Source organism: Nocardia sp. CA-128927 (assembly GCF_050955855.1).
Classification (GTDB): Bacteria; Actinomycetota; Actinomycetes; order Mycobacteriales; family Mycobacteriaceae; genus Nocardia.
Map to the genome: position 1 here is coordinate 6513951 of NZ_CP192087.1, position 26580 is coordinate 6540530.

Annotated in this window: 8 protein-coding genes; all 8 read right to left on the minus strand. The window is 66.3% G+C overall.

What is annotated here, in order from left to right; translation table 11 throughout:
* Position 1 precedes the first annotated feature (1 nt).
* The gene (locus tag ACQPW1_RS30190; protein ID WP_433655166.1) at positions 2 to 12457 is read right to left on the minus strand and encodes an amino acid adenylation domain-containing protein; all 12456 of its coding nucleotides are present in this window, start codon (positions 12455 to 12457) and stop codon (positions 2 to 4) included.
* A gap of 57 nt (positions 12458 to 12514) precedes the next feature.
* Positions 12515 to 20581: an amino acid adenylation domain-containing protein gene (locus tag ACQPW1_RS30195; RefSeq protein ID WP_433655167.1), complete on the minus strand. Its 8067-nt coding sequence runs from the start codon at positions 20579 to 20581 to the stop codon at positions 12515 to 12517.
* A 209-nt stretch (positions 20582 to 20790) separates the two neighbouring features.
* Complete coding sequence (locus tag ACQPW1_RS30200; protein ID WP_433655168.1) at positions 20791 to 21576, minus strand: lysostaphin resistance A-like protein; 786 nt, start codon at positions 21574 to 21576, stop codon at positions 20791 to 20793.
* A gap of 62 nt (positions 21577 to 21638) precedes the next feature.
* Positions 21639 to 22001 (minus strand): hypothetical protein, encoded by a 363-nt coding sequence (locus ACQPW1_RS30205; protein WP_433655169.1) that lies wholly within the window; start codon positions 21999 to 22001, stop codon positions 21639 to 21641.
* 158 nt (positions 22002 to 22159) lie between these two features.
* A complete protein-coding gene (gntD, locus tag ACQPW1_RS30210) occupies positions 22160 to 23182 on the minus strand; it encodes a guanitoxin biosynthesis L-enduracididine beta-hydroxylase GntD (RefSeq protein WP_433655170.1) in 1023 nt (340 codons plus the stop codon).
* A gap of 5 nt (positions 23183 to 23187) precedes the next feature.
* Positions 23188 to 24012, minus strand: a complete 825-nt coding sequence (locus ACQPW1_RS30215) for an acetoacetate decarboxylase family protein (RefSeq protein WP_433655171.1) — start codon at positions 24010 to 24012, stop codon at positions 23188 to 23190.
* Complete coding sequence (locus tag ACQPW1_RS30220) at positions 24005 to 25231, minus strand: PLP-dependent aminotransferase family protein (RefSeq protein WP_433655172.1); 1227 nt, start codon at positions 25229 to 25231, stop codon at positions 24005 to 24007. The genes ACQPW1_RS30215 and ACQPW1_RS30220 overlap by 8 nt, the downstream gene beginning before the upstream one ends.
* Positions 25228 to 26382: an aminotransferase class I/II-fold pyridoxal phosphate-dependent enzyme gene (locus ACQPW1_RS30225; protein WP_433655173.1), complete on the minus strand. Its 1155-nt coding sequence runs from the start codon at positions 26380 to 26382 to the stop codon at positions 25228 to 25230. The genes ACQPW1_RS30220 and ACQPW1_RS30225 overlap by 4 nt, the downstream gene beginning before the upstream one ends.
* Positions 26383 to 26580: the final 198 nt, after the last annotated feature.

Sequence of the window (26580 nt, forward strand, 5' to 3'; positions counted from 1 at the left end):
GTCACCGCCGCCCGACATGAGCGGCCAAGGCGGACAACGTATCCAGGAAGTCCTGAGCCACTCGCTCGATGGTGGCCCGCTCGAAGACGTTCTTCGAGTAGTGCCACGTGAACTGCAACTTTCCGTCGCTGATGAGACCGACGACCTCCAGCAAATGGCTCGACCGTGCGTCCGGACTTCGCCCCTGGCCTACCGAGGGCAAGGCCCCGCGGTACAGCCCGTGGTCGTCGGCGGATGCCATGCCGTCGACGTTGCCGTGGTAGTTGAACACCACCGGCGCATCCGTGCGGTCGGCCAGCGCCGCGCCCGGAGCGGTCGGAGCGCTCAGATAGCGCAGCGCGCCGTAGCCGAGTCCCTTGTCCGGAACCGCTCGAAGCTGTCGCCGGACGGACTTCACGAGGGCGGGCCAATCGTCGGCCGCGGCGGTGTCGAGGCAGACGGGGAAGCGCGTGGTGAACCAGCCGACCGTCCGGGACAGATCGACCTCGTCGAAGATGTCCTCCCTGCCGTGTCCTTCCAGGTCGATCAGGACCTGCTGCTCCCCGGTCCACTGCGCGAGGGTCCGGGCCAGACCCGCGATCAGGACCTCGTTGACGCGCGTGCGGAACACGCCGGCCGACTTCCGCAGCAGCACTTCGCTATCCTGTTCGGCCAAGGACGCGGACACAGTCCTGGTGGAGCCCACCACATTCGGGCCGTCACCATCGGTGGGCAGCGGTCCTCCCTGCGGCAACGCGGTCCAATACGGCAACTGTTCGTCGAACCCGCCCGCCGCGACCGTGCGGCCGAGCCGTTCGGACCATTCCTGGAACGACGTGGTCTTGGCCTCGAGGTCGATCCGTTTACCGTCCACCACCTGCTGGTAGGCGACCGCCAAGTCGTCGAGCAGAATGCGCCACGACACCGCGTCGACCACCAGGTGGTGAATGGTGAGGAAAAGCCACGGCCGCTGTTCCGGGCCGAAGTCGAACAGCAGACCCTGTAGCAGCCGAGCGCTCGCGAGATCCAGGCCCGCATCGGCTCGAACCGCCAAACTCTGTACGGTCGCGGTGCGCTCGGGCTCCGGCAGCGCGGACAGGTCGTGTCGACGCAGGAGGTCGACCCCGGTTTCTATCGGCTCGCAATGCTGCCGCCAGCCACCGTCCCGATGTTCGTAGCGCATTCTCAGCGCGTCGTGCCATTCGCGCATCACGGCCAGCGCGGCACGCAGCGCCGCTTCGTCCACGCCCTCGGCCAGTTCCAGCAGCACCGACTGGGTGAAGTGATGCGGTTGGGCCGGCTCCGCGGCGAAGAATTCCCGTTGAATCGGCGTCAGGTGCACGGGGCCGACGACAGCCGCTCGGTCCGTTCCGGACTTGCTTTCCACCGCAGTCACCACGGTCGCGAGCTGCCGGACAGTTTGATTCAGGAAAAGGTTTTTCGAGGTGACCGCCAACCCCGCCTGCCTGATCCGGTGTACCGCCTGGATGCTGAGGATCGAATCGCCACCCAGACCGAAGAAGTTGTCCTCGATGCCGACCCGTTCCACGTCGAGAACCTGGGCCCAGACCGAGGTGAGGATCGTCTCGACTTCCGTGCGCGGCGCGACATATCCGACCGTCGCCACCGCGTTCGGCTCCGGTGCCGGCAACGCTTTGCGGTCGATCTTCCCGCTGGAAGTCAGGGGTAGTTCGTCCAGCACAACGAACGCCGCAGGCACCATGTAGTTCGGTAGCACGCTGCTCGCCCGATGCCGGAGCTCGTCGACCAGCGAATCGAGCGCTTCTGCCGCCGTCACGTAGGCGACGATCTGCCGTGCCTCGGTAGCGCCGGTGCGCACGACCGCCGCGGCCTGCGTGACGTGCGGGTGGTTCGCCAGGACCTGCTCGATCTCCCCCAGTTCGATCCGGTAGCCACGCACCTTGACCTGGTCGTCGGTGCGGCCGAGTGTTTCGAGCGTCCCATCGGCCAACTGGCGCACCACGTCTCCGGTGCGATACAGCCGCTCGCCGGGCGCGCCGAAGGGGTCTGCCACGAACCGCTCGGCCGTCAGACCTGGCCGGTTCCGGTAACCACGTGCCAGCTGGACCCCCGCGACGTGCAACTCTCCCGGAGCTCCGAGAGGAACCGGGCGCAGATAGCGGTCGAGCACATACGCCCTGGTGTTGGCCCGCGGCCGGCCGATGTGCGGGCCGGCCGCAGCATCGATCCGCGCGCGGTGGGTGTAGACGGTGCACTCGGTGGGGCCGTAGCTGTTGTAACCGATCGTGTCGGGGGCGGCCGCCACCTGCTGCCACAGTCTGTCGTCCACCGGCTCGCCGCCCAGCACCAGCCGCTCAAGGCGGTGCGCCGGCCCGGTCAGTAGCTGCGCGACGGTCAGCTCGCGAGCAAGGGTGGGCGTGACGTGCAGGTGGTCGATACGGTGCTCGTCCACATACGCCACCAGCGCCTCGGGATCCCGCCGGGTCAGATCGTCGATGATGTGCAGCTCATCGCCGCCGATCAGCAACGTCAGCTCTTCCACCGAGGTGTCGAACGCCATCGTCGCAGTGAGACCCACCCGCATCCGGTTCCGTGCGCCGGATTCGTTCCGCGACAAGGACTCCCGGTCGGTGAACAGGTTGGCCATGCTCCGGTGCTCGACGACCACACCCTTCGGGCGACCGGTCGAGCCCGACGTGAAGATCACGTAGGCCGCATTCTGATCTCGTAGCGGCGAGCGCCGGTCCGCGTCGGTCACATCGCTGCTCCGGAGACCGGGCAGCGCGGCGACGACTTCGGGATCGTCCCACCGCACGCAGGGCACCTCGGCGGGCACCCCCGGCAGACCATCCGGGTCCCCGGAGCCGACCAGAACCAGCTTCGGCGCGGCTTCCCGCAGCATGAATCCGAGCCGCTCGGCGGGCAGGTCCGGGTCCACCGGCAGATACGCCGCTCCAGCTTTGAGCACCGCGAGTATCGACACCACGGTTTCGGTGGTCCGGGAACCCTTGACCGCCACCACATCTTCCGGGCCGACCCCGCCGGAGATGAGGTGGCGGGCCAGTCGGTTGGCGCGGGCATTCAACTCCGAGAACGTCAGTCCGCCCGGCTCATCCGGCCCTATCAGTGCCGACAGCTCCGGCGTCGCCGCAGCCTGTTCCGCGATGCGATCCACAACGGTGGTGTGCGGCGGCGGGCATGCCGTGCTGTTCCACTGCTCGACAACCATCCGGCGGTCGGAGTCATTCAGCAGTGGCAGTTCGGCCAGCCGGCGATGCTCGGTCAGCACGCCGCTCAATGTTGTTCGAAGGTGCTCGCCCATCCGCTGAATGGTCCCGATATCGAACAACGCGGTGCTGTAACCGATCACCACCGCCAACGTGCCCTGCTGTTTCGCGAAGGTGAAGCTCAGGTCGTGCCCGACCTCGTCGCTCACGAAGGTGAGTTCCGTTGCCTCGATACCTGGCAGCCGGGGGCTGGATGATCTGTCGTCACCCAGGTTCACCATCACCTCTACCAGCGGTGTACGACTGGGATCTCGCTCCGGTCGCAGGCGCTCCACCAATTGGTCAAACGGCATTTCGTCGTGCACGAACGCCTCCAGCACGGTCGAACGCACCCGCGCGAGGAACTCGCCGAAGGACAGCGATTCGTCGACCCGGGACCGTAACGCCGCGGTATTCAGGAAGCATCCGATCAGCGGCTCCAGCTCCCGCCGGTTGCGACCCGAAGTCGGCGTTCCGACGGTGATGTCGTCCTGCCCGCAATAGCGCGCCAGCAGGACCTGTACCGCCGCCGTCAATGCCATGAACAGCGTGGCGTCCTGAGCGCGCGCCACCGTTTCGAGGCCGGCCAGGATATCGGCCGAGAGCTCGAAGCTGTGCAGGGCACCGGCACGGGAACGCACCGCGGCCCGCGGTCGATCGGTGGGCAGTGCCAGCGGGGGAAGGTCGGCCAGCTGGTCACGCCAGTAGTCGAAGTCGGCGCGCCTCGACGAGTCCGCCAGCCACTTGCGTTGCCAGGCAGCATAATCCGCGTACTGCACGGTGAGCGGGGGCAGTTGCGCCCGTTCGCCGCGCGAGGCGGACGCGTAGCAGGTGCCCAGTTCCTCAGCCAGCACAGTCCACGACCATCCGTCAGTGGCGATGTGGTGGATCACCAGCGCAAGGACATGCTCGTGTTCGCCAAGCCGGAGTAGTCGCATGCGGATCACCGGACCGCGGCGCAGGTCGAACGGAACGGCGGTCATGCGGCTCACCGCTTCCCGTACGGCGGCCGTGCGCTCGCTGTCCGGGATCGCGGACAGATCTGTCCGGGGTAGCGCGGTCGGCGTCGGCGCGTGGATCACTTGGACACCGCGGCCGTCGACGGCGTCGTAGGTGGTGCGCAGCGGCTCATGCCTGGCGACTATCTGGTCGAGCGCCTGGTGCAAAGCTTCGGTGTCCAGCTCTCCGCTCAGCCGCAATGCGTACACCGTGTTGTATGCGGTGTCCTCCGCGTGGAAGTCGTTGAGAAACCAGAGCCGTTGCTGAGCGAACGACAGCGGGAGTGGTCCCTGCCGATCGACTGCGGAGAGCTGGAGTTGCTCGGCAGCACGGCCGAGGCCGTTGTCGATCGCGGCGGACAGTCCGGCCAGGGTCGGGGTGTCGAACAACTGCCGGGGGGAAGGCGCGACACCCAGCGCCGTACGAATCCGCGAGATCACGCGAATACTCAGCAGCGAGTCGCCACCGAGGGTGAAGAAGTTGTCGTCGACGCCGACCTGCTGCACACCGAGCACCTCCGCCCAGATCACGGCCAACGCGCGTTCGGTGGCAGTGTGTGGCGCGACATATGGTGTGCCCGGGTCGATGTCGAGAGCCGGGGTGGGCAACGCGCGCCGATCCACGGTTCCGCTCGGCGTCTTCGGCAGCGCATCCAACACGACGAACCCGGTGGGCACCGCGGCAGCGGGCAGCTGATCCGACAGGAACGCTTGCAGTGCTGCCTTGTCGAGCGCGACAGCACCGCCGACCGGCACGACGTAGCCGATCAACCGGCCGCGCCCGGCGTCATCGCGCCCGACGGCCGCCGCCGCGGCCGCGACCTGGGCATGACGGGCCAAGGCCGCCTCGACCTCGCCGAGTTCGACCCGGAACCCCCTGACCTTCACCTGATCGTCGGCCCGGCCCAGACACTCGAGATTGCCGTCGGCCCGCCAGCGCGCGAGGTCGCCCGTGCGATACATCCGCGCGCCGTCGTGGCCCGAGAAAGGATCGTCCAGGAACCGTTCGGCGGTGAGCTGCGGCCGATTCAGATAGCCGCGCGCGACGCCATCGCCTGCGATGTAGCACTCCCCCACGACACCCACCGGCACCGGGCGCATCTCGCGATCGAGAACATAGATCCGGGTATCGGCCAGCGGCCGGCCGACCGGGACGAACGCCGCCTGCCCGATCGGATCGATACCGAGCTGGAACACCGCGGAGTCGACCGTGGTTTCGGTCGCGCCGTAGGCGTTGACCACCACGGTCCGCGCGGCGAGTGCCGCCGCTACCGCCTTCGCGTCCTCGGCGGGCCAGCCCTCCGAGCCGACCATCAGGACTCGGAGAGAATCCGGTCGAGTGCCTCGGTAGGCGAACTCGTCGACCAGCGCCTTGGCCAACGTCGGCACGGTGACCATGAGCTCCGCTTCGGTGCTCAGCAGCAGATCCGCCAATGCCACCGGATCTGTGACCGCCTCGGTCGGGCACACCGTCATCGTGCCGCCGAACAGTGCCGACAGGAGGAAATCTCCGAAGAACAGATCGACCGACAGGCTGGATACCGACAGTGCGCGCGGTCTGAGCTCGGTGAGCCCGTAGCGCTCGTCCCAGGCCCGCACCATGTGGTGCACGTGACGATGCTCGACCATCACGCCCTTGGGCCTGCCGGTGGTTCCCGACGTGAAGACCACGTAGGCCAAATCGTCGGGTGTCACCGCGGTCACCGGGGCTGTGGTCGGCTGCGCGGCAAGTTCGTCGCCGTCGCCGTCCAGCAAGACGATCGCGGCGTCGTGGCCGGTGATCCGGTCCCGTAGCCGGTCTTCCGTCACGATCACCGGTGCGGCGGAGTCGTGCAGCATTACCCCGAGTCGCTGCGGCGGGTAGTCCGGATCGAGCGGAACGAAGGCCGCGCCGGCCTTCAACACCGCCAGCAGAGTGACGACCGCGTCCACACCGCGGTCCAGGCAGACACCTACCAACGTCTCGGTCCCGACGCCGAGGCCGAGCAGGTGATGCGCCACCTGGTTGGATCGACTGTCCAGCTCGGCGAAACTCAGCTCGCCCCGGCCGTCGCGGACCGCGACGGCCGTCGGCGTCCGAACCGCCTGATCGGCGAATACCTCGTGTACCAGCCGCGCCGGTGCGCGATGGACAGCTGTGTCGTTCCATTCCACCAGCAATTGCCGGCGCTCCGCCGCCGGGAGAATCGGTGTCTCGGCCACCGGCGCGTCCGGCTGCTCGACGAATGCCTGGAGGATGGTGTCGAGGTGACCGGCCATCCGCTCGATGGTTTCGGCGTCGAACAGGTTGGGGTCGTATCCGAGCGCGAGCAACAGATCCGTACCGGCATGGGCAGTCAGGGTCAGCGAGTAGTTCGTGTGTTCGTCGCCGAGAACGTCGTGCACGCGCAGTCCGTATGCGGCCGCTGCCGCACTATCGAACGGGTAGTTCTCGAACACGACGATGCTGTCGAAAAGGGTGCCGCCGCCGGGCACCCCGCCGATCCGCTGGATCTCGGTCAGCGAAACATGCTCGTACTGCTTGGCATCGAGCTGGGAGAGCTGGATGTCGTGCAGCCACTCGGTGATCGGTCGCTCGCCGTCGACGGCGGCGCGGACCGGGACCGTATTGATGAACAGACCGATCATCGATTCCGCACCGGCCAGCGTCGCGGGCCGACCGGATACCGTGGCGCCGAACAGCACCTGCTGCTCGCCGCTGTAGCGGGACAGCAGCAGCGCCCAGGCGCCCTGCACGAGGGTGTTCACCGTCAAACGCATGTTCTTGGCATGCTCGTATAGCCTGCGCGAACGAGCCGTGGACAGGGTCCGCCGCAGTTCCCGTGAGGACCGAACGGCATGCGTCCCGAGCTTGGGCCGGTCGTACGGCAACGGGGTCGGCGCCGTGAAATCCGCCACAACCTGACGCCAATATTGCTGCGCCTGCGCGCCGTCCTGGCCGGCGAGCCAGGCCACGTAGTCCCGATAAGGACGTCGCATCGCGGGTGTGCCGACGGGGCGGCCGGTCAGCCTCCCGAACTCCTCGAACACGTCCGACTGCACGGCGCCGAAGCTCCAGCCGTCCACCAGCATGTGGTGGCTGGACCAGAACATCTGCACGGTGCTGTCGGACAGCCGCACGATGGTCAGTCGCAGCAGCGGAGCCGTGGCGAGGTCCAGCGCCTCGCCTTCGCGCTGCTGCCACAGCCGGTCCAGCGCCTGGCGCTGTTCGTCCGCAGGCAGCGCCCGGTAGTCGAGGTGGGTAATGGGTACCTGGGCGTGCGCATGCACGACTTGCAGCGGCGCGGGAACGTCTTCCCAGACCACCGAAGTCCGCAGTGCGGGAGTGCGATCGACGACTCGCTGCCATGCCGAGACCAGCGCGTCGGGGTCGGTGACGCCGTCCACCCGCATCCCGAAGTATCCGGTGTACATATCCCGTCCGGACTCCTGCAGCGCGTGGAACAGCATGCCGCTTTGGGTGGCCGTGAGCGGATAGATGTCCTCGATCGCCCGGCCGTTGCCGGCAATCCGGTCCAGCGTGGCTTGGTCGAGTGCGGCCAACGGAAAGTCCGAGGGTGTGACACCGCCCGCGCCCGGCTCGGCACAGTGTTCGATGATCTGCTCGAGTGCGCAGACGAAAGCGGCGGCGAGGCGCTCGATCGTCTCCGGTCGGTGCAGCGCAACCGAATACGACCAGCTGAACTCCAGTCGGCCGTCCCGCACCCAGCCGTTGAGTTCGATCAGTTGCTGCCGATGCTGGTGCGGACTGCGCTCCACGCCCTCGCTGGGCAGGACCCGGATTCGGAGATCGGACGTCTCTGCCGAGGTGTCGAACTGGCCGAGATAGTTGAACCCGACTTCGGGCACCGGACCGCGGCCGAGGTCGCCGGCCGCCCCGCCGAGGTAGCGCAACGCGCCATATCCCAGGCCGTGGTTCGGGATCGCCCGCAGCTGTTCCTTGGCGGATTTGAGCACGCTGCCCCAGCCTGCCGCCGTATCGATCGTCAGCACCACCGGAAACAGCGTGGTGAACCAGCCGACAGTGCGCGAAGTATCGACATCGTCGAACAGATCCGCACGACCGTGCCCCTCCAGGGCCAGCAGGACCCGGTCCCCGCCGCTCCATTCGGACAGCACCTGACCGAGCGCGCTGAGCAGGACATCGTTGATCTGGGTGCGGTAGGTATGCGGCACCTCGCGGAGCAGCGCCTCGGTGCTTTCCGGGCTCAGCGAGGACGACGTCGAGCGCACTGTCTGCACGGTGTTGGCACCGTGGGCGTCCACCGGTAGCCGGGACACCGTGCCGGCCTTCGCCTCCACCGCTTTCCAGTAATCCAGTTCGCCGGCCAAGCCGTCCGCTGCCACGAACCGGTCGAGTCGGGTTGCCCACTCGCGGAAGGAGGTCGTCTTCGGACCGAGCTCCACCTCGCCCTGGTCGCCGGCCTGTCGATAGGCCCGGGCCAGGTCGGCGAGCAGGATGCGCCAGGACACGCCGTCCACAGCCAAGTGGTGGACGGCCACGAACAGCCGGGGTCGTTCCGTCGCGCCGAGCTGGAACAGGCAAGCACGCAGCAGCGGGCCGGCCGCCAGGTCGAACCCGGTCTGCGCCTGGGCCATTGCCGAGCGCATCGCCGACTGCTGCTGCTCGTGGGTGCCCGCGGACAGGTCGGTCACGGTGAGGATCTCGCTGTGCTCGACGGCAGCGTTGTGCAGCTGCCATTGCCCGGCACCGGGTGTCGTCGCCCGCAGCCGCAGCGCGTCGTGCTGCTCGACCAGGGCACGTATTGCTCGACGCAGCGTTTCGACCTCGGCGTCTTCGGTCAGCTCCAGCAGCATCGACTGGTTGAACCGGTCGAGGCTCTCCGTGAGGTTGTCGAAGAACCAGTGGTGGATCGGGGTCAGCGGCAGGTCACCGGTCACCACGTCTTGGTCGGCGTCGACAACTCGGGCGGGTTCGGCGACGGTGCCCGCCTCCGCCGCGAGTTCGGCGATCGTCTGGCGGAGAAAGGTCTGCTTCGCGGTCAGGTGCAGCCCCGCATCCCGGGCGCGCGCTACCACCTGCAGGCTCAGGATGGAGTCGCCGCCCAGCTCGAAGAAGTTGTCCTCGACACCGACCCGATCGACGCCGAGCAACTCCGACCAGATCCGGGCGAGCTCCTTCTCCACCTGATTCCGCGGTGCCACCTGGCTCGCACCGAGTCCGTGCCGCAGATCGGGTTCGGGGTCGGGCAGCGCGTGCCGGTCGACCTTGCCGTTGGCGTTCAACGGCAGTGCGTCCATGACCACGAACAATCCGGGCACCATGTGCTCGGGCAGCCGGGCACGAGTGAACTGACGCAGGCCCGCGACGACCTCCGCGGACTCTGTCGCGCTGTCGGACTGGTCCCCGCCGGCCCGAGCGGGGACCGCGTAGGCCACCAGCCTTCGAGTTCCCCGGTCGTCCTGTTTGACCGCCACGGCGGCGGCGCTGACGCCCTCGTACTGGGACAAGACGGACTCGACCTCCCCGAGTTCGATGCGAAAGCCCCTGAGCTTGACCTGATCGTCGGTGCGGCCGACGAAATCCAGGGCACCGTCGGGGAGCCAACGCGCCCGATCCCCGGTCTGGTACATCCGCTCACCCGGCGCCCCGTAGGGGTCCGCGACGAACCGCCGCGCGGTGAGATCATGCCGACCCAGATAACCGCGGGCCAGCCCGTCGCCCGCGAGATACATGTCGCCGGGCACGCCGACGGGCACGGGACGCAACCGGGCATCCAGCAGATAGACGCGAATACCCGGGAGCGGGTATCCGATGCTGACAACATCGCCGATGTCGTCCGGAGCGAGGGCTTGGCTCATCGTCGCGCACACTGTCGACTCACTGGGCCCGTAGGCATTGATCAACCGATGGCGGGCCGACCAGGTTCGGGCCAGGCCCGGTGGGAACGCTTCGCCCGCGACAATCACCGTGAGGCTCGCGGGCAGACTGTCCTCGGGCAGCGCCGCCAGGGCACTCGGGGGCAGCGTGACATGCGTGATGCCGTGCCGATCGACCAGCTCGATCAAGGGCTCGCCGGGCATGACCTGGTCCTGCGACGCGATCACCAGTGCGCCGCCGCTGAGCAGCGCGAAGGCCCACTCCCAGATCGCCGCGTCGAAGCCGATCGCGGCGAATTGCAGCACCCGCGCACCCGGCCCCGCGCCGAGCTGCTCGACCTGGGCATCCACCATGCCGTGGATGCCGGTATGGGTAACCATCACACCTTTGGGGCGCCCGGTGGAACCGGAGGTGTAGATGACGTAGGACGGGTGCGACGGCAGAAGCTGGACGGGCAGTTCGCTCGCGGTCAAGGCCTGCGACGACAGCCCGGCCAAGACGACGGCGGTCTCGGGGTCCGTCAGGTCGATCGTCGATACCTCGCCCGGCAGGGGGCGGTCGAAGCCGGCGGAGGTCACCACCAACGCGGGCGCGGCATCGCCGACAATGTATTCCAGCCGTTCGGCCGGGTTCTTCGGGTCCAAGGGAAGGTAGGCCGCCCCACTCTTGAACACCGCCACCATGGTGACGACCAGGTCGACCGATCGAGGGAGCGCTACGGCCACGGTCGTCTCCGGACCCGCTCCGCGCGCGCGGAGCAGCCGCGCCATGCGGTTGGCGCGCGCGTCCAATTCCGCGTAATCGACGGTGACGTCGTCCCAGATCAACGCCGTCGCTGCCGGGTCACGCGCGACCTGCTCGGCGAACAGCTCCGGTGCGGTGCGCGGCCGGCTGCCGGCGCCACGCACCGGCCACTGTCGAGTCAGCCTGCGGTATTCGGCCTGCGGCAGCATGGGCAGCTCCGCCGCGACTGCGCCGGGGTTCTCCGCGATCCCATGCAGCAGCGTCGTCAGGTGCCCGGCCATCCGTGCCACGGTCGCGGCCGTGAACAGGTCGGTGTTGTAGTACAGGTGACCGGTCAGCGCGCCGTCCTGTTCGAAGAAGTCCACGGCGAGGTCAGCGCTGGCACTGACGACCGGTGGCGGCAGCTCTTCCAGGCGCAGGCCCGGTAGCTGCGTGAACCGGCTCGGCGTGTTGTGCAGGTTGACGACGACCTCGGCGAGGGCGGGCCTGCTGAGGTCGCGCTCCGGCTGTACGGCGTCTACGACGTTTTGGAAGGGCACGTCCTGGTGTGCGAAAGCATCCAATACGGTCGAGCGCACCTCCTTCAGCAGCTCACTGAACGGCTGCGCTTCGTCGATCCGGGATCGCAGCACGACGGTGTTGACGAAGAAGCCGATCAAGTTCTCGGTCTCGACCCGGCCGCGACCCGACGTCGCGGTGCCCACGGCGATGTCTTGCCGACCGGTCCAGCGGGCGAGTAGCAGCTGCACCGCGGTGACCAGGGACATGAACAGCGTGACCCCGCTGTCGCGACCCAGCTCTCGCAATCGCTCGACCACGCCGGGCGCGACCTCGAAGTGCTGGACGGCCCCGGCCGATGTCCGGACCGGCGGGCGCGGCAAATCCGTCGGCAGCTCCAGCGGCGCAAGACCGCGCAGCTTTTCGCGCCAATAGTCCTGCTTTTCCCGCAGCGCGGTGCCGGCGAGCTGGGTCCGCTGCCAGACGGCGAAGTCGGCATACTGCGTCCGCAGCTCCGGCAGCGTCGCCTCGATCCCGGCCAGCTCGGCGGTGTACAGCTCGGACAACTCCCCGGTCAGCAGGCCGAGCGACCAGCCATCGGTGATGATGTGGTGCATGTTCAGCACGAGTACGTGCTCCTGCGGGTGCAGGCACAGCAGCCGGACCCGGAACAGCGGACCGCGGCGAAGATCGAAGGGCCGGCGCGCCTCCGCCACCAGAATGCGTTCCAGCGCGTCCCGGCGCGCGGACTCCGGCAGGCTCAAGAGATCGTCGGTATCGACCGGAACCGCGCCGGCGGGGTGCACCACCTGCCTGCCGCGTCCGTCCTCGGCGGTGAAAGTGGTGCGCAGGGTTTCGTGCCGTTGCACCACCTGCCCCAGCGCACGAGTCAATGCGGCGGTGTCCAGATCCCCCAGCAGCCGCAGGACCCGGGTGGTGTTGAACTCGATGCTGCCGGGCTCGAGTTCGTCCATGTACCACAGACGTTCCTGAGCGGCCGACAGTGGCAGCGGACGCTCACGGGACTCCCGCGGGATCTCGTCGTTGCGGTCGGGTGCCGCGCGCCCGGCGAGCCGTTGACGCAGCTGCTCGCGCAGATCCTCGGGCAGGGCCGCCATACGGTCGGCACGTGACAGGGCGTGGTTCATGGTGTCCTCGGTGTTCGCCGGGTCGGATGAGCTCGTGCGGGTGTGGCCGGTCTGGCGTCAGTCGCGCGCCACTTCGTTCTCCTGCTCGAGCAGGGCGAGGATCCGGTCCTCCAGATGACCGGCCAGATCAGCGATCGTCGGAGCGTCGTAGAAGTCCCTCGGCGAGACGTCCACGCCGAAGCTGCGGCCGATCCGCGACATCAAACGCAAGCTGGTGATGGAGTCGCCGCCCCGCCGGAAGAAGTTGTCGTGGATGCCGACTCGGTCGGCGCCGAGCACCTCGGACCAGACACCGGCCAGCACCTCTTCGGTGGGATTCCGCGGTGCCACATACCCGGCCGTCAGGGGTTCGTCATGGGCCGCACCGGTTTCCGGTGCCTGCGCCTCGGCGCGATGCCGCGCGCCGGTAGGCGCACCGAGGGCAGCCGAGAGCGCACCGAGCGGCTGCCGCGGGTCCTCGGTGATCCTGGTCAGCACTGCCTCGAGGTGTCCGGCATACCGCTCGATCGTGCTCGGGTCGAAGACGCCGCCGTCGTAATTCAGCAAGACGGTGAGCTGCGCGTCCGCGTATACCGTCGCGGTCAGCGGATAGTTGGTGCTGTTGCTGGCCTCGATGTCGCGCAGCTGCAAGCCATACGTTTTCGCGGTATCGGAGTCGATCGGGTAGTTCTCGAAAACCAGCAGGCTGTCGAACAAGTTTGTCGCAGTGCCCTGTCCGGCCCAGCTCTGTACCTGGGCGAGCGAAATGTGATCGTGCTGGCGAGCGGTGGTCTGCTCGTCCTGCAACGCTTGCAACCAGGTCGACGTGCTCGCTTCGGAGTCCACCGTGACGACTACAGGCAGGGTGTTGATGAACAGCCCGATGATGGACTCCGCGCCGTCGAGGTCGGTGGGCCGGCCGGCCGTCGTCGACCCAAAGCACACCTGCCCTTCGCCGCTGTAGCCGGCCAGCAGAATCGCCCAGGAGCCCTGTAGCAGGGTGTTGACGGTTACGCGGATGTTCTTCGCGGTCGCGTATATCCGCCGGGTCAGTTCCTCGGGCAACCGCACCAGGTACTCGGCAGGTTCGGTGATCCGGTGCTCATCGGTGCGCGGACGATCGAAGGGCAGTGCGGTGCGCGCCGAAAAGCCCGCCAGCGCGTCGCGCCAGTACGCGGCCGGTGCGGCCACATCCTGTCGACGCAGCCACGCTACGTATTCCGCGTAGGGCCGGCGGGCCGGCGGAATATACGGAGTTCCGTCGATGAGTGCCGTGTACTCGCTGAACACCTCGGACAACACCTGCATGACGCTCCAGCCGTCCAGCAACATGTGGTGGAAGGTCCAGATCACCCGCACGCGTTCGGCGCCGAGACGAGCCAAGGTCAGCCGCATCAGCGGGGCGGCTTTCAGATCCAGGCCGTGCAGTCGGTCCGCGGCGACATAGTCCGCGTATGCCCGCTGCTGCTCTCCGGTCGGCGTCGTACTCCAATCCACTTGCGCGACCGGCACTTCGACGTCGGTGTACACCACCTGGAGCGGTTCGGCCAGCCCGTCCCAGCGCAGCGCGGTCCGTAGTACCGGGATGCGGTCCATGACACGCTGCCACGCGGTCGCCAGCAAGGCGGGTTCGTGCACGCCCTCCAGAGCGAAGCTGAACTGCTCTTGATACGTCGCGTGGCCCGGATCCATGAGGTTCTGGAACAACATCCCGCTCTGCATCGGTGTCAGCGGGTAGATGTCCTCGACCGCCCGACCGTCGCCCACCAGGGCATCCACAGCCGCCTGGTCCAAGCCGCTGCCGGGAAAGTCCGACGGCGTGCGGCCGCCCGCGGTGGGCGCGGCACAGTGGGCCACGATGTGCTTCAGGTTCGCCGCGAACTCCGTTGCCAGCCGTTGAATCGTCTTGTGCCGGTGGCGATGCGCCGAGTAGGACCAGATGAACTCCATCCGGCCGTCGCTGACCTGCCCGACGATGTCGAGCAGGTGTAGCCGAAGAGCGCCGGGACCTTGCCGCAAGCACACCTCGGACACCGAGCGGTACAAATCGTTGTCCTCGGTCGAGCCGTTGAACTGCCCGAGGTAGTTGAAGCTCACTTGCGGCGCCTGCTGCCCGACCAACTCCGGTGCGCCGCCGTTGTACCGCAAGGCGCCGTATCCCAGCCCGCGGCGCGGAATCGCGCGCAGTTGTTCCTTGACGGACTTGAGCAGGCCGTCCCATTCGGCAGTGCCCGCGACATCCAGCAGCACCGGGAAGTAGGAGGTGAACCACCCGACCGTGCCGGTCAGATCGATACCCTCCACCAGCTCTTCGCGCCCGTGCCCCTCGAGGGCGATCAGGACCTGATCCCGCTCGGCCCAGTCGCACAGCGTGCGGGCGAGCGCGGTCAGCAGCGCGTCGTTGATCTCGGTGCGGTAGACGCTTGGCACGTCCCGCAGCAGCGCTCGGGTGGTGGTTTCGTCCAGTCGGACCCGCACCTCACGGGTAGCCGAGATCATGTTGTCCCCGTCCGCGTCGATCGGCAGGACGGGCCGGTCGCTGTCCGCCAGGCCGATCCAGAAATCCCGCTCATCGTCGAAACCGCCGGTCTCGACGTGTGCCGCGAGTGCTCGTGCCCAGTCCAGCAGGGAGGTGGTCTTGGGGCCGAGGTCGACGGTTTTCCGGCGCCGGAGCTGCTGGTAGGCGGTGGCGAGATCGGCCAGCAGGATGCGCCACGACACCCCGTCCACTACGAGGTGGTGCGCGACCAGGATCAGCTGCGCCGGTCGCCGCGCGCCGAAGTGCAACAGCATGCCCCGGAACAGTGGCCCGGAGACCGGGTTCAGGCCGACTTGCGCTGCCGCCGAATGCCGTTCGACCGCTGCGTCGATGCCGTCGTCCGGCACCTCTCGCAGATCGACACTGATGAAGACCTGGGCGTCTTCCCGCTGCGCGGTGTCCTGTGACCACCGTCCACCGTCGTTGGTGAACCGCATCCGTAGCGCATCATGCTGTTCCAGCAGGACGTGGAGGGCCGATCGCAAGGCAGCCTCGTCGACATCCGCCTGCAGCGTCACCGTAACGAACTGATTGAACATCGCCGAGACGGAGCGCTGCTCGAACAACCAGTGCTGGATGGGAAGCAGTGGCGCCCAACCACTCACCAGCGCCGAACTGGTCTCGGCCGGCTTCTCGAGCTGCGCATATTGCGCCAGCGCGGCGATGGTCTGCCTGCGGAAAATGTCCTGCGAAGTCACTCGCAGACCGGCCCTGCGGGCCTTCGCCACCACCCGCAGGCTGATGATGGAGTCTCCGCCGAGGTCGAAGAAGTTGTCCCCGGTACCAATTTTCGGCACGCCGAGCACCTCGGCCCAGATGCTGGCCAGGGTCTGCTCGGCGGGAGTGGTGGGAGCGATGTAGCGAGATTCGTCCGAGTCGGCCACCGTCGGGGCGGGCAGCGCCCGCCGATCGACTTTGCCGTTCGCTGTCAGGGGTAGCTCGTCGAGGACGACGAACACCGACGGCACCATATAGGCGGGCAACTCATCGGCGCTGAACTCGCGCAGGGTGCCGGTGTCGGGAGCAGCCATACCGGCGGTCGGCACGACGTAGGCCACCAGCCGGGTCGCGCCGTTGGCTCCCTTCGCGGCCACCGCCACGGCCCGGCTCACCGCCGAGTGCCGGGTCAGTGCCGCCGCCACCTCACCGAGCTCGATCCGGAAACCGCGGATCTTGACCTGGTCGTCGCCGCGCCCGATGAACTCCAGCACTCCGGCACCGTTCCAGCGCACCAGATCCCCGGTCCGATATATCCGAGCACCCGGTGCGCCGAAGGGATCGGCGACAAAACGCGCCGCCGTCAGCCCCGGCCGATTCACATAACCCTGGGCAACGCCTTCGCCACCGACGTAGAGCTCACCCATGACGTTCTGCCCCACCGGCCGCAGCCGGCTGTCCAGGACATAGACATCGGTATCGGCGATGGGCCGCCCGATCGGCACCCCGCTGGAAGTCAGCCTCTCGGGCCGGACCGGGTGGCAGGTCGCAAAGGTGGTGGTCTCGGTCGGCCCGTAACCATTGACCAGCCGCAGGTCCGGGAAGTTCTCGAGAACCGTGCGGCAGTGCGGCGGGGATACGACGTCACCCCCGGTGATCAGGTGCCGCAGCCCCGAAAGCACCTCGAGGTCGCTGTCGATCACCTCGTGGAACAAGCCCGCGGTCAGGAACAGCGTGCTCACGTGGTGCGAGGTCAGGAACGCCCGCAGCTCGGCGAAGCCGAGCACGCCGGGCGCGGGGACGGCCAACGTGGCGCCATTGAGCAGGGCACCCCAGATCTCGAAGCTGGCGGCGTCGAAAGACACCGAAGCCAGCTGGGCGATCACACAGGTCTCGTCCACTTCGACGCCGGCGATCGAGTGCGTAATGCGGTCGACGCCCCGGTGCGGGATCAGCGTGCCTTTAGGGGTCCCGGTGGAACCGGAGGTGTAGATGATGAATGCGGCGCTGTCCGGGGTTGTCGTGGCCGATACCGGACCGCCGCTCGCCGCATAGATGGCCGCGCGATCGCCATCTACCAGGACACGGGGCGGCCCATCGCTGTCCCGCCCTTCGTCCAACGTCCGATCGGTAACGAGCAGGGCCATCTCGGAGTCCCGAATCATGAACGCGCGGCGGGTTTCCGGGTATCGAGGATCCAGCGGGACGTAAGCCGCTCCCGCCTTGATGATGCCCAGGATGGCCACATACAACTCGGTGGAGCGTTCCAGGCAGACGCCGATCCAATCACCGGCGCACACGCCCCGCGACTGCAGATAGTGGGCGAAGCGATTCGCCCGGCCATCGAGCTCGACGTACGTCAACGTCTCTGCACCGTGCCTGATCGCGACATTGGCCGGAGTGCGGGCAACCTGAGCGGAGAATAGCTCGGTGAGCGTGGCTGGAGCCAGCCCGCGGCCCATGGCGTTCCAATCGACCAGCAGCCGATGGGTCTCCTCGATGGTCAGCATCGGAAGTTCGCCCACCGGGCAGGCCGGTTCAGCGACCGCGCCCGCCAGCAACATCTCGAGATGGCGGGCCATCCGCACCACCGTCGCCGGCGCGAAAAGGCCGGTGTTGTACTCGATGCGTCCCTCGAGCGCCTCAGCGCGCTCAGTGAACTCCACGGTGATATCGAAGATGGACGCGACCCGGGGCAGGACGAAGTGTTCGCTGGTCGCACCCGCGAACTCGACCGTCCGCGCCGGGGTGTTCTGCAACACCACCATCGCCTGGATCAGCGGCGTCCGGCTCGGATCGCGCTCGGTGGCCAGCTCATCGACGAGTCGATCGAAGGGCACGTCCTGGTGAGCGAACGCGCCGAGCACGTCAGCCCGCACCTGGCCGAGGAAGTCGGTGAACGACGCATCGCCTGCCACCGTGGAGCGCACCACGACCGTATTGATGAAGGATCCGACCAGCCTCTCCAATTCGGGCCTGTCCCGCCCGGAAACGGCCGTGCCCACCGCCACGTCCGCCTGGCCGCTGTAGCGGGCCAGCAGCACCTCGCAGCCGGCGAGCAGCGTCGTGAACAAGGTCGTCCTATTCGCGACGCTCAGCTGCTTCAGTCGGCTGACGAGCCCACGAGGCAGGGTGAACCGGTAGTCGGTGCCCTCGGAGGTCCGCACGGCGGGACGAGGCGAATCGGTCGGCAGATTCAGTGGTGCCAGGCCCGCCAGCCGTTCGCGCCAGTACTGCAACTGCGGGGCCAGCCGAGCCGCACTCAGCGTGCGCCGCTGCCAGGCGGCATAGTCGGTATAGCGCGCCCCGAGTGCCTCCAGTTCGGGGGCTCGTCCCTGGCGCGCGGCACGATAGAACGCGTTCAGGTCCTCGATGAGCACACCGAGAGACCAACCGTCCGTAGCGATGTGATGGATCCCCAGCACCAGGATGTGATCCTGTTCGCCGCGCCGGAGTAGCCATGCCCGCGCCATCGGGCCGCGGTGCAGGTCGAACGGGCGACCGACCTCTTGCCGCAACACCCGGTCCTGTTCCGCCTCGATATCCGCGCCGGACTTCACCACATCCACGAACGACAGCGGGAATTCCGCCTCCGCTGCCGGTGCTACTCGTGCGACGGCCGATCCATCGGCAGCGTCGAATATGGTCCGTAGCGGTTCGTGCCGAACGGCCAGTTCGCGTAACGCTCGCCGCAGCGCTGTCACGTCGAGCTCGCCACGCAAGCGAAACGCGTTGTGCACGTTGTATTCGGGTGAGCCGGGGGTGAACTCGTGCAAGAACCAGAAACGCCGTTGTGTGAAGGACAGCTCGGTCGAGTTGGCAGGCGTCGTCGGCGTGATCGCCGTCGAGGGCCCGGCGCTTTCCGCCTGCAATGCTTCGGCGAGTTTCTCGACGGTGCGCGCCTGGAACATGGCCCAGGTGGTCAGCTCGGTATTCAGCGCCACCATGATCCGGGACCGGACGCGGACCGCGGCGATCGAGTCGCCTCCGATCTCGAAAAAGTCGTCCGTCACCCCGATCTCGTGCACGCCGAGCACGTCCTGCCAGATCTCGACCAGGCTCGCTTCGACGGCGGAGCGGGGGGCCACCAGTTCGGATTCGACGCTGTCTTGCCGAGTCGGCGCCGGTAATGCCTTTCGGTCGAGTTTTCCATTGATGGTCAGCGGGAAGCGTTCCAACATGCGGAAAGCGCTGGGGACCATATATCCCGGCAGTTGGGTGGTGAGAAAGTTCCGGAGCCGCGAGGGCGTCAGTGGCTCCGATGGTGTGTCGGCCGGCACGACGTAGGCGACCAATTGCTGCCCCGCGGCCCCGTCCTCCCGCACGACGACCGCAGCCTGGTCCACCGACGGATCCCTCATCAACGCGCCGGAGATCTCGCCGAGCTCGATACGGAATCCACGGATCTTGACCTGATCGTCGACGCGCTGGAGATACTCCAGCCGTCCTTCGCCATTCCACCGGACCACGTCACCGGAGCGGTACATCCGGTCCCCCGCGTCGTCGAATGGACACGCGACGAAACGTTCGGCGGTCAGGCCCGGACGGGCAGCGTAATTTCGAGCCAACCCTGGACCGGAGACGTACAGTTCGCCGGCCGTGCCCAGCGGAACGGGTCGCAGCTTCTCGTCCAGTACGTGGAAGCCGAGGTCAGGGAATGCCACGCCGATGTCGCTACCGGCGGCCAGATCGGAACTCACCCGGTCCAGGGCCACGTAGGAGCCGTGGACGGTGATCTCGGTGATGCCGTACATGTTGATCAGGGTCGGCGCGGTATCCGGGTGGCGCTCGTACCACTCGCCGAGTTTTCCGAGGTCCAATGCCTCGCCGGCAAAGCACACGTACTTCAGCGTCAGGGCCTGACTGAGCGCGGGGTTTTCCCGATCGACCGCCATTAGCTGATAGAACGCCGACGGCGTCTGATTGAGCACGGTCACCCGCTCATCCACCAACAGCCGCAGGAAATCTGCCGGCGACCGTGTCACCGCGTGCGGAACCACAACCAGACGTCCGCCGTGCAGCAAAGCGCCCCAGATCTCCCACACCGATACGTCGAAGGCGGGTGAATGGAACAGCGGCCACACATCGTCTTCGGTGAAGTTGTACCAATGCTTTGTCGACTCGAAGAGTCGCACCACGTTGCGATGTGGGATCACCACGCCTTTCGGCCGCCCCGTGGAGCCGGAGGTATAGATGACGTAGGCGGGATTGTGCCAGGACCGCCACACAGATTTCCGAGACTGGTCGCTTTCTCTACGATCATTCATCTCCGGGCCGTCGAGTACCAGCCACGGCACGGTCGTTTCGACCGCGGACACTTTCTCGTGCGTATCGGTCGTCGTGATCGCAAGAACCGGCGTCGAACTGTGCAGGACATACCCGATGCGGTCGGCGGGATACTCCGGGTCCACGGGTACATAGCCCGCTCCGGTCTTGAGCACCGCCACCATCGCGACGATGAGTTCCGCCGAGCGCGGCATCACCAGCGCGACAAAGTTTTCCGGCGCCGCCCCCTGCGTGACGAGCGTCCGGGCGAGCTGTTCCGCTCTGGCGTCGAGCTCGGCGTAGGTAAGTGACGTCCCCTCGCATACCACCGCCACTCGGTCCGGCGTCCTGGCCGCCTGTTCGGAGAACAGTTGATCCAGACAAAGCTCACGTTGCTCAACCATTGGAGTATTTCCTCTCGCCCATGATCAGTAGGGCTGCCGACCCACCGGTTCTTCAAGTCTTGGCGCCGCAATGGCGTAATACTGAAATGCTGATGTGCCGTTCCCAGCCCACGCCGCACCTGTCGCCCTCCGGGAGTAATCGACTCCACGGAAAACGACGGCGCTTCAGCGTGGGCTGACGAACACGGCGCGCGGACGGAACTACAGGATCAGCTGTGCACCCGGCCGCGAACGGTAACGGCCCTCGCCTGGGGTTGCAGCTTGTCGAGGCCCCCGCTGAAAACGATCCAGGCCGCGAATACCGCCAGGGGAATCGTGGCGAATGTCGTGACGACCAGAGCGGTAGACCCCGTCATCAACGAACCGACGAACATGAACAGCACCAGATTGTTTCCCGCGTGCGCCAGGCTCGCCGTCCAGATACTGCCGCTGCGCTGGTATAGCCAGGCCAAGATCACCTCTTGACACAAGAAGGAAATCGTCCAGATCAGCAAGCCGAGGAAGATATTCCCGAAGTGGATATACCCCACAAAAGCAAGCGGGTAGTGCCAGACCGCCCAAATGATCCCCGTTGCCGCCACCGACAGCAACGGCCGGTCCGGGAACAGACGCGGCCGCAGATAGCTGGTCCAGCCGAACTCCTCACCCCAGAAGACGGGCATGAGCGGGATCATCACCAGCAGCCAGATGACCATCGATCCCCATGGGGATTGCACCGGGATGAGGTCGTCGAGTGGGGAAAGGTCCACCGTCCACGGCCCCAGCGCCGCAGCCAATGTCAGACCCACCGCCGCGAACAGCAACGGTCCGAGCCAGGCGGCCAGATAGTAGACCCACCCCCGCTTGAATCGAAGTGCGAGCCCGGCGTCGGAAAAACCTTCCTTACTGATCCAAGCGCGGACGATCACCGCCATCAGCGCGGGCGCCACCGCGATCGGAAGCTGTACCAGCGGATTCACCAGCGAAATATCCAGGACCAGCCCGGCGTAGAACATCCAGGCCCAGGAGATGGCGAAGGTCCCGATCAGAAATGCGGCGACCCCCTTTTTGTTCACTATCATTTGTTCCCCGTCAATTCCGTCTGCCGGCCGTCCCGCAGCACCCGCAGACCACCCGGCACCTCCACCTGGAATTTCGCATCGCACAATGCCAAGCCGGTACAGGAGGCGACCAACGACAGGGTGCCACCGGTCAATTCCCAACCACTTTCCACCGAGCCGACGGCCTTCGTGTCGAACCAGCGAGTAACCCGGATATCCGTTCGGTCCGTCTGCACCAGATCGGTCGGGGTGCCATGTGAATCGACGTTCAGCTCCGCACCGTCGAACACGAAAGTCTTGTACTCCGGATCTGCGTTTGTTGCCGACACACAGCCTGTGACGGCAAACATCGTCACGACACCAATTCCCAACTGCGCCATTCTCCTACACCGACCGTGCCGCAAAACTGTCCTCCATATCGTGAATCGAACTGGTAACTTGGAAGCGGGCATGTGCCCGCTTCCTCTCTGCCTGTCCGGCAGAAATCGTGATCAGCCCCGGCACTTCACTATCGGGTCCGAATGGCGCAGTGGCAGTTTCAGTAGATGGTCCGGTCCACAGCGGACAGCCGGCAGTCACGCGACTTGCGCAGGTCGCGCGCGATGTTGAGCCGCCGCAGCCACCGGTCCTTTCCGTCCAACCGCGCCGTGAAGGCCCGGCGGCCGTGGACGGCCCGGAAATTGTCGATGAAGCAGATCTGACCCGGCTGCAGGGAAACACCCTGTATCGCGGTGCGCACCGCGCCCGCCAGCGCGTCCAGCGCCTGCGCCGCCTCGGCGGTGTCCGGCTCCCGCATGTAGTACGGATCGACACACAGGTACGGACTGCGTGGATCGCCGAAAAGCAAAGGCCTCGGCTCGGGCCGTTCGAGTTGATCGCGAACGAACTGGCGACTCTTGGTCAGCAACGCGCCGTCGTGCGCCAAGTCGACGGCCGCACCATTGGATACCAGGTGCGAGTCGTCCGGAATTATTTGGTACTGGGGCCTGCTCAATTGCTCGACGTCACTGTCGGCCAGTCGCAGATCTCGCATCTCCGCGAACGTGGTTTCCACCTGGTCCCGATTCCGAATGCACATCAAACCCAGGTAGTCGGTGCGATACGGGTGGAAGGCGTCCTCGGTATGCCATTCCAGCTCCGTCGCACTCCCCCAGCCGATCTGGTCCGCATCGAACGCCTGCACCGGGTATATGTCGTGCATTATTCGGCCGTCCTGCTGGGTCGCCCAACCGACGGGATCACCGAGGAGCGCGGCGAACAGCTGGAAGGCCATATCGTGCGCAGGTGACGGCGCCGGTACACCGGTGGCGGATATCCGGTCCGGGGTGTCGGGCAGCTTTTCCTCGTCCATCGGCAGGCCCGTAACGACCAGGACACCGTGATCCTCGTCGTAGCGGAACTCGTCGATCGCCCCGCGCACACGTGCGGGGAGCTGCGCCGCGGATAGCCGGAGGTGACGCAGCAGCGCATTCTCGGTCAGCTGTCGGCGTACTTCGGCGACAGCCGTGGAAAGGTCCATCACCGCCGCGGCTTCGGCGCGCTCGAGCTCGATTGTCAACACAGTTCTCAACCCTTTCGATTCACACCGGAGTCAGCGATCGAACGGCCGCCGGAAAGAGTCTCTCCGTAGGAGAAGACGAAGCCGTCGCCGATCTCCAATGGCCGCAGCAGGCCCAGATCTGGTATCGCATCGCCGAGTTCGAACGCCGCCGCCCCGCTCCATACGTCATCGAACGCCACGTCTTCGACTACCGAAGAGACCAGCTCGGTCCGGCGTTGCTCGCCGGGCAGCCATGGACTGTGCACCAGGCTGTGCAGCATCGGACGTTCGAACAGGACGGGCAGACGGGTCGCCGCCCGAGTCAGCGACACCTCCAGATGCGCAACGTGCCGGTGATCGGCCGCGGCCGAACCGTAGTAGGTGTCGCTGGCTTCCCGACGTGGCGATGCCTTTCCGATACCCAATTCATGCGTCATGGCGACATCACCGATCTTCTTGGGCATTCCTTGAATCCAGCCCCGAGCCATCGACACCGCCGAGTCGACCCAGGCGAAGGGGCAGCGAGCGTACTCCTGCCCCTGGTACGAACACGCGAGCAGAATCTGGAACTCGGTGAAACTGCTCGATGATGGGCGGGCGAGGTCCACCCCGTCGGCGGCAGTGCATTGCCAGCGCGAGAACACCGCCGCCGCATTGGGTCCCGCTGCGGTGGCGACGGCACCCGGCGGCAGGAACGGTTGAATCTGTTCCGGGTCGAGGACGTACTCAGCGAGCGCAACCAAACCAGAAAAGTGCCAGGGCGGCGGAGACAGCAGACTCGCTTTTCCGGTAGGACTCAACGGATACGCGTACCCGTACTGCGAATCGCCTGCCGGGACATGCTCAATCATCGGATTCCTTTCTCAGCACCGACACCACATCCGAGAGGGCCTGACCAATCTGCTCGGCGGTCGCCGAACTGAACGACAGCCGGAACATCCCCGACCCCGAAGACCCGAATCGAGCTCCGTCCGCCACACTGACTCGCGCCGTATCGAACGCCGATTGCAGCGCGACGCTGTCGCCGACCGTCGCCGGGCGAACCCATAAGAAGTAGCCCCCGCTCGGCGAATTCACCGTCAGCCCGGGATCATCCAGCTTCGCCAGTTCGGCCAGCGCGACATCCCTGTTCATCACGAGCGCGTGCGTCAGGTCGCGAACATGTTGCCGATATCCGTCGCGCAGGAACTCTGCGGCCGCAAGTGCGTTGATCGGATTGAAGCCCCCACCGCTGGCGGTCCAGCCGAATCGTTCGATTCGGGCGATCAGCGGCCGCGCTGCCACCAGATAGCCGAGCCGGATACCACCGCCCAAGGTCTTGGAGAAGCTGCCGAGCACCACCAGATGTGGCGCATCGGACACCACGTCGGGCAGCGGCAGCGGTACCGAACCCATTGTCCTGAAATCAATTTCACCGTAGGCGTCATCGATGATCAGCGGCAATCCCAACGATCCGCTTGCCTCGACGAGTTCCCGAAGACGGTGTGTGGTGAGACATCGCCCGGTCGGATTCTGATGTCGTGGCATCACCACCGCAAAAGCGAGCCGCGAGCCGCGAGCGGCCGCCTGGCGAGCACACTCTGCCAGAGCGCCTTCGACCGGCCCTTGATCGTCGGAAGCCAGACACAAAGGGTGCAAACCGGCGTCACGCAGCAGTGCGGCACCGAGGTCGTACGACGGTTCCTCGATTGCCACGCAATCGCCCTGGGTGGCAAGCACTCCGGCCAGCAGCACCAGCGCCTGCGATATTCCGCCGGTAATGCAGATATTGTCGATATCGGCCCCGACCATGCCGTTGGCGACCAACTGTTCTTTCAACGGCACCGGACCGGAGTTGTTGCCATAGGCCAGCGCCTGCCAGCCTGCCCCGGCCAACGCGGCTGACATGGCTTCCCTGAACTCCTGCACCGGCATCAGATGCGGTGCCAGATATCCACGGTCCAGATCGCGCCAGAGGTTCGGGGGACGGTACTGCACTATCCCCTCGGCAACGGCCGGGTAGTGCCGATCCGAAAGATCGGACGCGGGCCGCGTGTTCGCGGGGACGGAAGGACAGAAACGAACGTTCACCCCAACTCCAGGATGACCTCACGCAGCGCCTCTGCGGTTTGGCGGACCTTGTGGGCAGGGCGAGCCAACGCGACCCGAACGGTGTCGTTTCCGTCGTCCGGACGGTGCCAGTGAAACTTCTGGCAGGGCAGTACGTGCACGTTTCGGTCGCGGAGGACCTCCCAGACGCGGATCGATTCGAGATGACTGAACCGGATTCGCTCCACGCTGCCGCGGTTGTCCGGATCAGGAAAGTCCACGCCGACCAGGTCGTGCAGCGTGTTGCGGAGGATATTGCGGTTCTCTCGCATGCCGGCGTGCAGAGCGTGGAGACCGCCCTCCTTCGCATCGCGGGCGAACTGCTGAACCATTTTCATCACCACAGGGGAAATACCGAGCAGAATATCCGAGTAGATTCGCTCGACCGGGATTCCGACATTTTTGGACCACGCCAACCAGCCGATCTTCAACTCCAAGGTCGGCCACAGTTTGCCGGTGTCTTCGATGACAACCCACCGGCATCCCGACTCACGCAAGACCGCATAGTGGTCGTACTGCGCACGGGCATCGAAGCCGCGGAAGCAGGTGTCCAGAGTCAGAATCACCTCGGCCGCCGCGCACTGCCTGGCGATAGCGGCGAGCATCGGCGCGTCGATCACCTGCCCGGTCGGGTTGTTGGGCGTCGTCAGGAAGATCGCGTCGACCCGAGCCAGGACGTCCGGATCGATGCATCCACGACTGTGCAGGTCATCTTCCTCGACCGGAAACAGCGTCGCGCCGACACCGCGGAGGATGTCCGGAATATTGTCGAATGTGGGATGCAGCAGGCCGATCGACAGCAGCCCCTCGGCCGACAATGAGCGAGCGAAGATCTCCATGGCAACCGACGAGGAGTAGCACGCAAGCAGCTCTGTACCGGGCGCCGGATGCGAATACTGCCCGAACACATCGAAGAACTGCAGTGCCGAGTCCCTCTCGATTTCCGACAGCTTGCCGCCGATCGATTGAATCCACATATCAGGCAGAGACTGCACAATCTCCAACTGACTCGGTGTGAGGTCCTGACGAGCATGCCCATCCGCCAGGTTCAGGACGCTGTCCAGCGCTTCGACTTCGTATTGCGTCAGGTTGACGTAGGCCGCAGACAGTTCGTTGACGGCTTCGTCCGACATATTCAGAGTCATTGGTAGTCCGGGGCTCGCGCCCCTTCCCTTTCAATCCGCGCGTGCGGTTCCGCACACAGCTCACCAAATGGTCGCTCTCGACAGTGCTGTACACGCTCTCAGGCGCCACGAAAGCACCGCGAAGTTTCTTCACGCCATTCCCATTCGTCGACTTTCGCCACCAGTTGATCGACATCGAAACCGAAC

Bases quoted from the DNA above. Each gene is read 5' to 3' on its own strand.
- ACQPW1_RS30190 (WP_433655166.1), bottom strand. From the start codon at position 12,457: ATGAACCACGCCCTGTCACGTGCCGACCGTATGGCGGCCCTGCCCGAG.
- ACQPW1_RS30195 (WP_433655167.1), bottom strand. From the start codon at position 20,581: ATGGTTGAGCAACGTGAGCTTTGTCTGGATCAACTGTTCTCCGAACAG.
- ACQPW1_RS30200 (WP_433655168.1), bottom strand. From the start codon at position 21,576: ATGTTCTACGCCGGGCTGGTCCTGGATATTTCGCTGGTGAATCCGCTG.
- ACQPW1_RS30205 (WP_433655169.1), bottom strand. From the start codon at position 22,001: ATGGCGCAGTTGGGAATTGGTGTCGTGACGATGTTTGCCGTCACAGGC.
- ACQPW1_RS30215 (WP_433655171.1), bottom strand. From the start codon at position 24,012: ATGATTGAGCATGTCCCGGCAGGCGATTCGCAGTACGGGTACGCGTAT.
- ACQPW1_RS30225 (WP_433655173.1), bottom strand. From the start codon at position 26,382: ATGTCGGACGAAGCCGTCAACGAACTGTCTGCGGCCTACGTCAACCTG.